We start from the raw sequence: 13,185 nt of genomic DNA on the forward strand, positions 1-13,185 counted from the left end.
CCCGCCCGCCTGCTGGGGGACGAAAGCCGGGAAAGGTTTAGTTTTGCGGTGCCGGAGCAGCGCCTGCGGCAGCTGCTTCCGGCTGTTTGGCAGCCTTCTGAATCGTACGGATGTGAAGCTGCTGCAGCTGCGAGATATCTACCTCGGAAGGTGCATCGCTCAGCAAATCCGTCGCGCTTGCCGTCTTAGGGAACGCGATCGTCTCGCGCAGGTTCGTGCGGCCCGCAAGCAGCATAACCAGACGGTCGAATCCGAACGCAAACCCGCCGTGCGGAGGCGTGCCGTAATCGAACGCATCCAGCAGGAAGCCGAATTTCTCATGCGCTTCTTCCAGCGAGAAGCCGAGCGCCTTGAACATCATCTCTTGCACGTCGCGCTTGTAGATCCGCATCGAACCGCCGCCCACTTCGTAGCCGTTCAGAACCAAGTCGTACGCTTGCGCGCGGATTTCGCCCGGATTCGTCTCGAACAGCGCCACGTCGTCGTCGTTCGGACGCGTGAACGGATGGTGTTCTGCTACATAACGTTTGGCTTCTTCGTCGTAGCCGAGCAGCGGGAAGTCCACGACCCACTCCAGCTTGAACTTGGACTCGTCGATCAGGCCAAGCTGCTTGCCGATCTTCAGACGCAGGTTGCCGAGCACGTCCGCGACGACTTTCTTCTTGTCGGCAGAGAAGAGCAGCAGATCGCCTTCCTCGACGCCGAGGCGCTCCGTCATGGCCGCGATTTCTTCCGGCTTGAAGAATTTCACGATCGGACCGCGCCATTCGCCTTCCTTCACCGTCACCCACGCCAAGCCTTTGCCGCCGTAGCGCGCCGCGAACGGCTGCAAGTCGTCAAGCTCCTTGCGGCTCCAGCTCGCGCAGCCCTTGGCGTTCAGCGCCTTGACGACGCCGCCGCTGGCCGATACGGAAGCGAATACTTTCACGTCGCTCGTGGCTACGATATCGGTGATGTCTTCCATTTCCATGCCGAAACGCAGGTCCGGCTTATCGGAGCCGTATTTATTCATGGCATCCGCATGCGTAATCCGTTGGAACGGACGCGGAATTTCTACGCCGACCGTTTCGCGGAACAGCTTCGCTACGAGCTCTTCCAACAGCTCAAGCAGCTGGTCTTGCGACAAGAACGAGGTCTCGATGTCGACCTGCGTAAATTCAGGCTGACGGTCGGCGCGAAGGTCTTCGTCGCGGAAGCAGCGAGCGATTTGATAGTAGCGCTCCAGACCGCTGACCATCAACAATTGTTTGAAGATTTGCGGCGATTGCGGCAGGGCGAAGAACTCGCCCGGATGCACGCGGCTTGGCACGAGGTAATCGCGCGCGCCTTCCGGCGTGCTCTTCGTCAGAATCGGCGTCTCCACGTCGATGAAGCCTTGACCGTCGAGGTAGTCGCGGAATACTTTCGCGGCTTTCGAGCGGAGCAGCAGCGTCTTCTGCATTTCCGGACGGCGCAGATCCAAGTAACGGTACTTCAAGCGCAGCGACTCGTCGACTTCGACGCCGTCTTCGATCGGAAACGGAGGGGTCTTCGCCGCGTTCATGATTTCGATCTCCGTGACGCGAATTTCAATCTCGCCTGTCGCGATGTTCGTGTTGACCGTCTCGGCGTCGCGTTCCACGACTTGGCCGCGGACAGCCAGCACGTACTCGTTGCGCGCGCGGTCTGCAATAGCAAGCGCATCGCCGGAAAAGTCAGGGTTGAAAACGATTTGTATAATGCCTGTACGGTCGCGAAGGTCGATGAACATCACTCCGCCAAGGTCGCGGCGTCGTTGTACCCAGCCGTTGAGTGTTACGGTTTGGCCCACTTCCGCTTTCGTAAGTGTTCCGCATGCATGCGTTTTGAGCATCGTCATGATTATTCGACTCCTTTTATAAGTAAATGAATGGTATAGATCTCTTCCAGCCTAACCGCCGATGATCGCATCGGCCAGCGCTTCCAGCGTCACGAGCTTCTGCTCGCCCGACGCCATATGCTTTAGGGTGATTTCTCCCCGCTCCAGCTCGTCGTCGCCGAGAATGGCCGTGAACCGCGCCTGCAGCCTGTCGGCCGACTTCATCTGCGCCTTCATCTTGCGTCCTTGATAATCGCGCTCGGCGGCAATGCCGCGCATGCGCAAGCCGTGCAGCAGACGCGTTACTTCGCGGTCCGCCGCTTCGCCCAATGCGACCATGTACACATCGACCTGATGAAGGTTATCCAGCTGCGCGCCTTGGCTTTCAAGAAGCATGACGGTTCGCTCCAGACCGAGGCCGAGGCCGACGCCCGGCTGATCCGGTCCGCCGATGTCTGCCACGAGTCCGTTATAGCGCCCGCCGCCGCCGATCGTATCGATTGCGCCGATGCCTTCCGCCTTGTACTCGAACGCTGTATGCGTGTAGTAATCAAGGCCGCGCACCAGACGCGGATTAATCGTATAGGGAATGTTCATTCCCGTCAGATGCGCTTGCAGGGCTTCAAAGTGCGTCCGGCATTCTTCGTCGAGGCTGTCCAATATGGAAGGCGCTCCTTCGAAATGATGCTGGTCCACCTTGCAGTCCAGTACGCGAAGCGGGTTTCGGTCCATGCGGGACTGGCAGTCCTTGCAGAGGATTTCACGCTTCGGCTCCAGGAAAGCCAGCAGCCGTTCCCGGAATGCAGTGCGGACCGCCGGCGTACCGACCGAATTGATCTCCACCCGGACATCCCTCAGGCCGACTTCCGTGTAGAACGCATATCCCAGCGCAATCACTTCCGCATCGAGCGCCGGATCGACCGCGCCTAGCGCTTCGATCCCGAACTGGTGAAACTGTCTGTACCGGCCCGCCTGCTGACGCTCATAGCGGAACATCGGTCCGATGTAATACAGCTTCGTTAGGTCCGGCTCGCCGTAAAGCTTGTTCTCCACGTAAGCGCGGACAGCGCCTGCGGTTCCTTCGGGACGCAGCGTCAAGCTGCGGTCGCCGCGATCGGTGAACGTATACATTTCTTTCTCGACGATATCCGTCGTCTCGCCGACGCCCCTTTTATACAATTCCGTCATCTCGAATATCGGGGTGCGGATTTCGCGAAAATTGAACCGCCGGCAAATATCGCGCGCGATACGCTCGACGTATTGCCATTTCTCAACGGCGCCCGGCAAAAAATCCTGCGTGCCCGGTGGCTTCTGAAAGGCCATTGCAGCTTCCTCCTTCAACAGTCGAAATTCAAAAAAGCTCCCGCCCTCCGCCTTGTTCAGGCAAAAGGGACGAGAGCTTGTCATGTACGAAGCAATCGTGGTACCACCCACATTCCGAAACTCGCGCTGGATCGCGTTCATTTCGCTTTACCCGGTTAACGCCCGGCTACGCAATACGGCTACTGAGAGCGTTAGGCTTCAGCTGCAGGTTCGCCGTATGTCCTCCAGGAGGTCTATTCGCTCAAGCACGCCGAGGATTCTTCCAGCCAAGGAATCCATCTCTGAATCGGTGCAGGTAGAGCGAAACTGTCCTATCAACGGATCGACACATTATTTAATATATTTTATCATTCCAGTTTTGTCCTGTCAATATACATTCGCCCCTTAAAATAGGTCAAGCTGCATGCGGACAGAAAAAAACCTACAAACGAGTTGTAGGTCCATCAATAATATATTCAAAAAAGGGGGTCGAGGTCTATTATAGGCATAGCATGTTAGAGAAACATTGAAAATAAGTTACAGTTTCATTACAAAAAATGAAGCGATTTCTTACAAAGCACTACGTACTGCAAACCTGCCTGCATCGATCACATTAAATATCTGCTTCGATCGCACCTATTGGCTCCCTTTGCCCACCGCCTCGCCTCGATCAACCTAAGGGGTCTTCCTCGGTATTGCCGCTGCTCTGCCCAGCTCTCCGCCGGCCTCGATGCTGGATTCCTCTCTCGCCAGCATAATCGCCTCTTGGCGATCGGCGTGCAGCAGCCGTTTGGACGTTCTCTCGATTCCTTGCTCTTTACGCGATTGATGCATTCCGGATTCGACCTCCACTATTACCGCGCTGTCGTCTTGACACGATTGTCTTCGCGGCGTTGTCCTGCTCTAGTGTGCCCCGATCCGGCGCTTTCAAAACGAAAAAGGACGGCAAAGGTATGCCGCCCTTTCTATTATCGTCGCTAGCCTTTGCTGTCGATAATCAACGTGACCGGTCCCCAATTGGTAAAAGACACGTCCATCATCGCTCCGAATTTGCCGGTCTCGACATGAAGGTTCAGCTTGCGAAGCGCTTCGTTGAACCCTTCATACAGCGCCTCCGCCTGCTCCGGTCGCGCCGCCGCCATGAAGTTCGGCCGGCGTCCTTTGCGGCAATCACCGTAGAGCGTAAACTGCGAGACGGACAAGATCGCGCCGCCGATATCCGTCACGGACAAATTCATTTTCTCGCTGTCGTCCTCGAAGATCCGCAAGCCTGCGATCTTGTCTGCCATCCACCGAACATCGGCTTCCGTATCCTCGTGCGTCATGCCGACAAGCAGAACGAGACCTTTTTCGATTGAACCGACTTTCTCGCCGTCTACGATGACGACCGCTTCCTTGCTGCGCTGCACGACCACTTTCATAATCCTGCTTGCTCCCCTGCATGATCAGAATTCGTCATTCGTTACTGCATGATACGATGAACGGAATAGATATCCTTGACCCGTTTGATGCGCTCCACGACGGATTGCAGATGCTCGATGTTGCGGATGAGCACCGTCATATGAATCATCGCCAGCTTGTTTTTATCCGAACGGGCGGACACTTCCGATATATTCGTCTTGATCTCCGACACCGCCTGGAGCACTTCGTTCAGAAGGCCCGAACGGTCATGGCCGGTAATTTCAATATCGACGCTATAGTTCGCCTCGACCGACTCTTCCCAGTCCACTTCGATCATGCGCGCCGCTTCTTCTCCGTCCGCGCTTGACGTCAAGTTCGTGCAGTCCGCGCGGTGAACGGATACGCCTCGGCCGCGCGTAATGTAGCCGACGATGGTATCTCCCGGAACCGGGTTGCAGCAGCGTGCGAAACGGACAAGCAAATTGTCGACGCCTTTAACGGAAACGCCGTGCGTAGGACGAGTCTTGCGCAGCGAAGGCGACGATTTTACGACTTCCTTCATTTCGTTGGACAGCTCGATTTGGTTCGCTTCTTCGGCTTCCTTGCGCATCTTCTCGGTCAGCTTGGTACAAATTTGAGCGGCGGTGATGCCCCCGAATCCGACAGCCGACAGCATGTCGTCGATATCATTGAACGTATATTTGTACGCTGCTTCCTGCAGCTGAGCATCCGACATGAAGCTCGACGGTTCGAGTCCGAGACGCTTCAGCTCGCGCTCGATCGCATCCCGGCCTTTGACGACGTTCTCTTCGCGGCGTTCCTTCTTGAACCATTGCTTGATCTTGCTGCGCGCGTGCGAAGACTGCGCGATCTTGATCCAATCCTGGCTCGGTCCGTACGAATGCTTGGAGGTCAGAATCTCTACGATGTCGCCGGTCTTGAGCTTATAATCGAGCGGCACGATGCGGCCATTGACCTTGGAGCCGATCGTCCGATTACCGACCTCCGTATGAATGCGGTAGGCAAAATCGAGCGGCACGGCGCCGGCTGGAAGCTCGAACACCTCGCCTTTCGGCGTAAACACGAATACAAGGTCGGAAAAGAAATCCATCTTCAGCGATTCGACAAATTCCGATGCGTCGCTCGCCTCATGCTGCAGCTCGATGATTTCGCGGAACAGCGTCATTTTGTCCTCGAACGATCCGCTCGGGACGACGCCGCCTTCTTTGTAAGCCCAGTGGGCCGCGATACCGAACTCGGACGTCCGGTGCATCTCCCACGTGCGGATCTGCACTTCCGTCGGTTCGCCGGTCGGACCGATGACGGTCGTATGCAGCGACTGGTACATATTCGCCTTCGGCATGGCGATATAATCCTTGAAGCGTCCCGGCATCGGCTTCCACAGCGTGTGGATGATGCCGAGCGTCGCATAGCAATCTTTAATATTTTCAACGATAATGCGGATCGCAAGCAGGTCGTAAATCTCGTTGAACTGCTTGCTGCGCGCGGTCATTTTCTTATAAATGCTGTAGATATGCTTCGGACGGCCGGAAATATCGCCTTCGATGCCCATGTCGTCCAGCTTCTCGCGAATGCGTCCGATGACATCGTCGATGTACTGCTCCCGCTCCGCGCGCTTCTTCTTCATCAGATTGGCAATGCGGTAGTATTGCTGCGGATTCAAGTAACGAAGGGCGATGTCCTCCATCTCCCACTTGATCGCGGAAATACCGAGCCGATGCGCGATCGGACAGAAGATTTCGAGCGTCTCGTAGGCGATCCGGCGCTGCGCTTCTTCGGATTGATATTTGAGCGTGCGCATATTGTGCAGCCGATCGGCCAGCTTGATTAGAATGACCCGCATATCCTGCGCCATGGCGACGAACATTTTGCGGTAATTCTCGTTCTGCTGCTCTTCCTTGGAGCGGAACTGGATTTTCTCCAGCTTGGTGAGTCCATCCACGACGGCAGCGCATGCCTCGCCGAACCGGGAGCGGACTTCCTCCAGCGGGACGGTCGTATCTTCAACCACGTCATGAAGGAGCGCCGCAATAATCGACAATACGTCCATTTGCATATTGACGAGAATTTCAGCGACGGCAACGGGATGTAAAATATACGGCTCTCCCGATTTGCGCACCTGCCCGTGATGGGCCTGATCGGCGAATTCGTAAGCTTCCGTAATCCGTACCAAGTCTTGTTCCTTCATATAGGTTGATGCTTTATCGAGTAGCTGCTCTATGCCCATGAATGTCCCTTTCCGGAAAAGCACGCGTCTGCGAGGCGCCTTGGCTCTCCAAATCATTCGAAATCATGAAATGGTCCGACGTGATCGTATTGCCCGAGTTTTTCCTATTATTATGCCTGTTTTCAAGCCTTTCCGTCAACCTCCGCAATCGAGAACGCCGGACGACAGAAGCGATAGCTCCCGTGTCCGGCGTTTGACGGTCTTTATTAGTACGTGACGAGCGAGAAAATGTCGATGTCGCCGAGCTTGCTGCGGCCGTCCAAATAACCGAGTTCGATCAGAAACGCAGCGCCGACTACCTCGCCGCCGAGCTGCTCGATCAGGTTGATCGTCGTCGCGATGGTTCCGCCCGTCGCGAGCAAATCATCGGCGATGAGCACCTTTTGGCCGGGCTTGATCGCATCCTTATGGATCGTCAGCTTGTCTTTGCCGTATTCCAAATCATAGCTGGCTTCGACAACTTCGCCCGGAAGCTTGCCGCTCTTGCGAATCGGAACGAAGCCGACGCCCATTGCGACGGCGAGCGGCGCGCCGATGATGAAGCCGCGCGCTTCCGGTCCCGCGATTAGATCGATCTGCTTGTTCTGAACCGCTTCTTTGATTTCATTGATGGCTGCCGCATAGACGACGCCGTTGTTCGTCAGCGTAGTGATGTCTTTGAAACGGATGCCCGGTTGCGGGAAATCGGGGATCACGCGGATATGTTCTTTATAATTCATGCTTGGAGGACTCCTTCGTTTTGTTCATTTTGATTAATGCTGGCTTGAACCGCCAGCCATTCCGTCAGCTGCTTGACCGGCATGGCAAGAACGGAATCGGATTCAGCCGATCGGCGACCTTCGCGGTATTTCCGCGAAAGCGTCAGCTCCTTCTTGCCCGTTACCGCGCTCAGCTCGATCGTTCCATTCGCGAAGGCGATAAATTCCAGCTCCTCGAACACGCTCAGCATCAAATCGATGCTCGGCGCGGAGCGGTTCAGCTTCGCTGCCAGTCGTTCCCTGCTGCCCGCATCCGGAATCGGGCATTCGCGCCGAAGCAGCTGGTACAACTGACCGAATTGCTCACGCGAAGGAAACGGTCCCTGCTCCTTCTCGAAATCATAGAGAAGATGAACGGATTCAAGCCCTTGGCACGCTTCCACTGCCTTCGAAAGCAGCTCTGCGGCCGGCGGTTTTCCGTGTACGGTCAAATGGCGACAATGTACACTTTGCCCTATGAGCGAGGCATATGTCAAGAGCCGAAATCCTGGAGGAAGCTTCACGCGATCCGATCGTTCCGCTGCTTCCGCCCAGGGTTCGTTAGGCACGAGAAGCACCCCTTGCGCGCCTTCAAAACCGGATGAGGCAAACAACCGCTCCAAGGAGACGAATGACTCGCAGTCCGGTTCATTGCGCTTATCGAACAGCTGGATATGAGGAACGCGCAAATCACTGAGCATAAACTGCGCCTTGCGCTGACCGTTCCATTCATTGATCGCCAGTTCGCCGACAACCTCGACCGATGCTCCGTTCGCAAGCCGCTCCGCCAGGTAGCCATAGCCGAAGCCGACGGCATCCAGCATTTTCCCTTGTCCGGCGAGCGCCAGCTTCAGATGGGTATGCTCTTTCCCCATCGTTTTGCGGTCCGCCAGCGTGATGCCGGTGAGCAGCAGCTTCGGCGAAGCGTTGCCAGCTCCGAAGGGCTCCAGCTTCGACAGCTGCTCGCGCACTTTCAGCGTCGCGTCTTCCATCTTGCAGGCGAGATCGATCGTCAGCTTCGGAATCCAGTCGTCCGCCTGCAACCAATCATCCGCCAGCTGCGAGAGTTTCTCTTCGAAAGGCGTCAAATTGTCGCGGTGAAGCGTCATGCCCGCAGCCGCTTGGTGGCCGCCGTAATGATCGAGCCATTGCTCGCATTCGGTAAGCGCGGCGTGCAGATCGTATCCTTCAATGGAACGGGCGGATCCTTTGCATTTGCCGGTCTCCGCATCCATGCCGAGAATGATCGTCGGCTTGTAATGCTTTTCGATCATTTTGGAGGCTACGATACCGACGACGCCCGGATTCCAGCCTTCGCCGGCGAGGATGATGACGGACGGCTCGCGTTTCTCCGCCGCTTTGGCGGCTTCGCACTTGGCGGCCCACATCGCTTGTGCTTCCTGCACGATCTCCTCGACGATCCCCTGACGCGCTTTATTCAGGATATCGAGATGTAGAGCGCCTGCAGCCGCCTCTTCGTCGGAGACGGAGGTAAGCAAGGCAACCGCGCTGTTCGCATGCTCCAGCCTGCCTGCCGCATTGATTCGCGGTGCCATGCTGAATGCGATATGCGTGGCCAGCAATGCAGGCATCTCGACGCCCGCAACTTCGGCCAAGGCGCGGAAGCCAGGCTTGTCCGTCTGACGGAGCTGCTCCAGTCCGAATCGAACGAGCACCCGGTTCTCGTCCGTCAGCGGCATGAGATCCGCGATCGTGCCCAGCGCTACAACGTCCGTCCATTCCAGCGGCGGCTCTCCCAGGAGCGCCGTCGCCAGCTTGAAGGCTACGCCAACACCTGCCAAGCCTTTGAACGGGTAACCGCAGTCTTCTTGCTTCGGATTCACGATGGCGTAAGCGGCTGGCAATTCATGAGGGGGCTCATGATGGTCGGTGACAACGACGTCAATGCCAAGCCCGGCCGCGTATGCGATTTCCGCCACGGCGCTGATTCCCGTATCGACGGTGACGATCAAGGTTACGCCGGCCGCCGCAGCGGCATCGAGCGCCTTGTTGTTTAATCCATAGCCTTCGAGCGTACGATGGGGAATGTAATGATCGAAATTCATCTCCAGCCGCGTAAACAGATACGTCATGAGCGTCGTGGAGGAAACGCCGTCCGCGTCATAATCGCCATAGATACGAACCCGTTCGGCGCGTTCGCGGGCAAGCGAGATACGATCGGCGGCCTCCTTCATCCCTTTCAGCAGGAAGGGGTCGTGCAGACATTCCGCGCCGCCGTCCAGGAACTGCCTTGCGGCGTCCACGCGGTCATAACCGCGCTGCACCAGCAGTCTTGCGACAAGCGGCGTAAGGGATAGCGAACGCGCGAGCACGGCTGCGCGCGCCTCGCCTTCCACATCCAGCGATGCGAGGTTCCAGCGTGTTTTCGATTGAAGCAAGTCGCTTGTCACCTCTCTTCTGTTCTTGAGTATCAAAAAAAACGAACGCTGCTGCTATTGCAGTAGCGTTGTCAATTGTTCCTGATTGGAATCGTGATTTGTTTTATACGGATACCCCGGATCGTAAGGCTCGACATGTACGGTTACTTCGGTCATGTGATTAAAGCGCTTCATGAGAAACTCCCGGACGCGCTTCGCGATTTCGTTGCCTTCCAGCACCGAGATACGCGGATTCACGCTGATGACGACTTCCGCAACCGCATAATGCCCATGCTCCCGAGCGCGCAGCACCTCGATTTCGATGACGCCTTCCATGCGCAGAACGACGGCTTTCAGCTCTGACAGGTCGGAAGGCTCGACTTCGAGAAAACGGCTTCGCATGACGGAAGCCGATGCGACGCGGTAGCCGCTGCTGAACACGATCACGACGATGATCAGCGAAGCAGCTGGATCCAGATAATACAGCAGATGCAGGCCCAGCGGATGGCCGAGCATCGATCCGCCGGTGCCTACAAGCGCGGCAAGCGAAGCATAGAAGTCAGTACCCCGTTCTTTCGCAGAGAAGCCGACTTCCTTCAGGATGAAAACTCCGAGGACGACCGCGGCCGCCGGCCAGCTTGGACTATCGTCGACGCCGTCCGCAATCGACTTAATGGCGGATATTCCGATCTCGAGACCGACGATCATCAGCAATAGGGATGCCAGCACGCCGGACGCAGCCTCCGAACGTCCCCGGGAAGCGGGGACCGGCGCGTCGGGCGTACCGAATTGTCTGCACCGGCGGATGCCGGTCAAGGAGACAAACGAGGCGGCAGCCTCGGAAGCCGATCGGCAGGCATCGGCAAGCAGCGATTTGCTGCCCGCCATAACGCCAACCCCGGCTTTAACCGCTGCGATGCAGACATTGCCGATAAGTCCGGTCCATGCTGCAGACTCCGCCTTGGCATAACGTTGGTTCGCTGTCATGGACGCCTCCTGAATGATGTAACGTGGTACTTCTTTAATTAACGCTGCTCTACTATCTAGCTTACTACGATGCAGCCTAAGACTTGACATTCGTTTTTGGTTTTTGTCTGCGTTTCATCGCAAGCCAGAGCGGGCTGGCAATGAAGATCGACGAATACGCGCCGCTGATAAGCCCGAACAGAACCGCCAGCGAGAACATCCGAATCGATTCGCTTCCGAAGATCAACAGACACACGGTAGCGAAGAGAACGGTCATGACCGTATTGATGGAACGGGACATCGTCTGCCAAATACTCGCGTTGACGACGTTGGCAATGTCATCGTTCGTCTTGAGCTTAGCGAACCGAAGATTCTCTCGCACCCGGTCGAAGATAACGATCGTATCGTTGATCGAGTAACCGATAATAGTCAGCACCGCCACGATAAACGGCAGGTTGACTTCCAGCTTGAAGATCGAGAATAGGCTGATAACGATGAAAGCATCGTGAAGCAGCGCGACGATGGCCGCGATCGCAAAGCGCCATTCGAACCGGATGCTGACGTAGATGACGATCCCGATGCTGGCGACGAGCACGGCTTTAAGCGCGTTGCCTTGCAGCTCCTTCGCGATTTCGACGTCAACGGTGTTGACTTCCATCGACGCGCCTTTGTCGAACTTGTCGGCGATGCCTTGCTTCAGCGCCTTCTCTTTGGTATCCGTCAGCACGTCGTCGAAACGAAGCGTCACGCGCTTCGCGCCGAACGTCATGCCCGGCGTTCCGAAGTCATTGTCTTTCAAATACTGCTCGAGCGCTTCTTTTTGGCCGCTTACGTCCTTCTGGAACGAAATATCAACGCTGGAGCCTGCCTTGAAGTCGACTCCGTAATTCAAGCCGTGATAGAGGAGCGTGGCGATGCCGAGAATGGTAATGATAATCGAGAAAATAAAGAAGTAACGGGCTTTGGCAACAATGCTGAACCTTTTGTCCGAGACGTTATCGAATGCTTTATAGTGCACGCACTTCACTCTCCTTTACGCCGAAGTTGGATTTCTTCTTGACAATGCCGCTGCGGATAAGGAGCGTGAGGAGCAAGCGCGAGAAGAATACGTTCGTCAAAATACTCATTGCGATACTAAGCAGCAGGATGACGGCAAAGCCTTTAACCGAACCTACCCCGATAAAGAACAGCACGAGCGCCGCGATCGCCGTCGTGACGTGCGCATCGATGATCGTCCGGAAAGAATGCTTGGAGCCCGATTTCTGCGACGACAAAATGCTCTTGCCGCTGCGCAGCTCCTCGCGGATCCGTTCCGCCATAATGATATTGGCGTCGACCGCCATCCCGATTCCGAGAATGAAGGCGGCGATGCCCGGCAGCGTCAGCGTGGCGTGAATGAGATTGAAGCCAAGCAGCAGCAGCCAGATAAATACGATAATGGAAATGCTGGCGATCACGCCAGGCAGGCGATAGAAGATCATCATGAACAGCAGGATGACGACCGTTGCGATCGCGCCCGCTTCGACGGTTTCGTCGAGCGACTTCTTGCCGAGCGTAGCGCCTACGCTCTGCGTGTATTTCTCGGTCAGCTTCAGCGGCAGCGCGCCAAGGTTGATCGTGTCCTTCAAATTATTCGCTTCATCGCGCGTAAACGTGCCGTTGATGACGGCATCGGAGCTGTTGATTTCCTGCTCGACGTTCGGCGCGGACAATTGAACGTCGTCCAGGTAGATCGCAAGCTGATTGTTTGGAGTCAGCTTGGCCACTTCGCTCGTAACTTCCGCGAATTGCTTCGCGCTCTTGAGCTTGATCGTGATTTCGTATTGGTTCAAGTTCGTTTGAACGACGTCAGCGCCGTTTTGCTTGAAATCGCTGCCGTGAAGCTCCACAGTACAGTAGCCTGCATCGGCCGCGCAGCCGCGGGCACTGCGGAAAGTCAGTTCAGCCGGTTTCTTCAGGACGTCCCTTACTTTCGCTTCGTCGGTTACGCCCGCGATTTTGACTCGGATCCGGTTGTCGCCTTCGGTCGTGACTTCCGGCTCGGCGACGCCAGTCGCATTGGCACGGGCCTCGAGGCTCTTCGCAGTTTCATTCAATGATTCCTTTGTTACTGTTCCGCCGGCTTCAATCGGCTCGGCTTCGTATAAAATCTCGAATCCGCCTTTCAAATCCAGGCCAAGCTTTACATCGTCCATGACCCACTTGGACAAGCCTGCAACGACGCCGATCGAGACGACGACGATGAGTAAAAACGCTAACAGTCGACGATTCATAATACCCTCAGTTCCCCCTTAAGTGCTCTGTTCAATATTCCTA

10 protein-coding genes are annotated in these 13,185 nt (G+C 56.2%); all 10 read right to left on the reverse strand.

The features are described 5' to 3' along the window. Positions 1–37: 37 nt before the first annotated feature. The 10 genes from aspS to secD all read right to left on the reverse strand — a co-directional run bounded on the left by aspS (position 38) and on the right by secD (position 13,142). A complete protein-coding gene (gene aspS, locus AC0YNU_RS03795; RefSeq protein ID WP_475753955.1) occupies positions 38–1,852 on the reverse strand; it encodes an aspartate--tRNA ligase in 1,815 nt (604 codons plus the stop codon). A gap of 57 nt (positions 1,853–1,909) precedes the next feature. Further along, on the reverse strand, positions 1,910–3,160 hold the full coding sequence (hisS, locus tag AC0YNU_RS03800; RefSeq protein WP_475753261.1) for a histidine--tRNA ligase: 1,251 nt from the start codon (positions 3,158–3,160) through the stop codon (positions 1,910–1,912). 654 nt (positions 3,161–3,814) lie between these two features. After that, positions 3,815–3,973, reverse strand: a complete 159-nt coding sequence (locus AC0YNU_RS03805; RefSeq protein WP_475753263.1) for a hypothetical protein — start codon at positions 3,971–3,973, stop codon at positions 3,815–3,817. Between the two features lie 143 nt (positions 3,974–4,116). Continuing rightward, positions 4,117–4,560, reverse strand: coding sequence for a D-aminoacyl-tRNA deacylase (gene dtd / locus AC0YNU_RS03810; RefSeq protein ID WP_475753265.1), 444 nt, complete (start codon positions 4,558–4,560; stop codon positions 4,117–4,119). A gap of 41 nt (positions 4,561–4,601) precedes the next feature. After that, positions 4,602–6,788 (reverse strand): RelA/SpoT family protein, encoded by a 2,187-nt coding sequence (locus AC0YNU_RS03815; RefSeq protein WP_475753267.1) that lies wholly within the window; start codon positions 6,786–6,788, stop codon positions 4,602–4,604. A 206-nt stretch (positions 6,789–6,994) separates the two neighbouring features. Beyond that, a complete protein-coding gene (locus AC0YNU_RS03820; protein ID WP_475753269.1) occupies positions 6,995–7,507 on the reverse strand; it encodes an adenine phosphoribosyltransferase in 513 nt (170 codons plus the stop codon). Beyond that, complete coding sequence (recJ, locus tag AC0YNU_RS03825) at positions 7,504–9,924, reverse strand: single-stranded-DNA-specific exonuclease RecJ (protein ID WP_475753271.1); 2,421 nt, start codon at positions 9,922–9,924, stop codon at positions 7,504–7,506. Before recJ ends, AC0YNU_RS03820 begins: the two co-directional genes overlap by 4 nt. 54 nt (positions 9,925–9,978) lie before the next feature. After that, positions 9,979–10,890 (reverse strand): cation diffusion facilitator family transporter, encoded by a 912-nt coding sequence (locus AC0YNU_RS03830; RefSeq protein WP_475753274.1) that lies wholly within the window; start codon positions 10,888–10,890, stop codon positions 9,979–9,981. 76 nt (positions 10,891–10,966) lie between these two features. After that, entirely contained in the window at positions 10,967–11,887 is a 921-nt protein-coding gene (gene secF, locus AC0YNU_RS03835) for a protein translocase subunit SecF (protein ID WP_475753276.1), read from the reverse strand. Next, positions 11,877–13,142, reverse strand: a complete 1,266-nt coding sequence (gene secD, locus AC0YNU_RS03840) for a protein translocase subunit SecD (RefSeq protein WP_475753278.1) — start codon at positions 13,140–13,142, stop codon at positions 11,877–11,879. Before secD ends, secF begins: the two co-directional genes overlap by 11 nt. Positions 13,143–13,185 lie beyond the last annotated feature (43 nt).

Source organism: Paenibacillus sp. J31P316, assembly GCF_056269105.1.

Bases quoted from the DNA above. Each gene is read 5' to 3' on its own strand.
- aspS (WP_475753955.1), bottom strand. From the start codon at position 1,852: ATGCTCAAAACGCATGCATGCGGAACACTTACGAAAGCGGAAGTGGGC.
- hisS (WP_475753261.1), bottom strand. From the start codon at position 3,160: ATGGCCTTTCAGAAGCCACCGGGCACGCAGGATTTTTTGCCGGGCGCC.
- AC0YNU_RS03805 (WP_475753263.1), bottom strand. From the start codon at position 3,973: ATGCATCAATCGCGTAAAGAGCAAGGAATCGAGAGAACGTCCAAACGG.
- dtd (WP_475753265.1), bottom strand. From the start codon at position 4,560: ATGAAAGTGGTCGTGCAGCGCAGCAAGGAAGCGGTCGTCATCGTAGAC.
- AC0YNU_RS03815 (WP_475753267.1), bottom strand. From the start codon at position 6,788: ATGGGCATAGAGCAGCTACTCGATAAAGCATCAACCTATATGAAGGAA.
- AC0YNU_RS03820 (WP_475753269.1), bottom strand. From the start codon at position 7,507: ATGAATTATAAAGAACATATCCGCGTGATCCCCGATTTCCCGCAACCG.
- AC0YNU_RS03830 (WP_475753274.1), bottom strand. From the start codon at position 10,890: ATGACAGCGAACCAACGTTATGCCAAGGCGGAGTCTGCAGCATGGACC.
- secD (WP_475753278.1), bottom strand. From the start codon at position 13,142: ATGAATCGTCGACTGTTAGCGTTTTTACTCATCGTCGTCGTCTCGATC.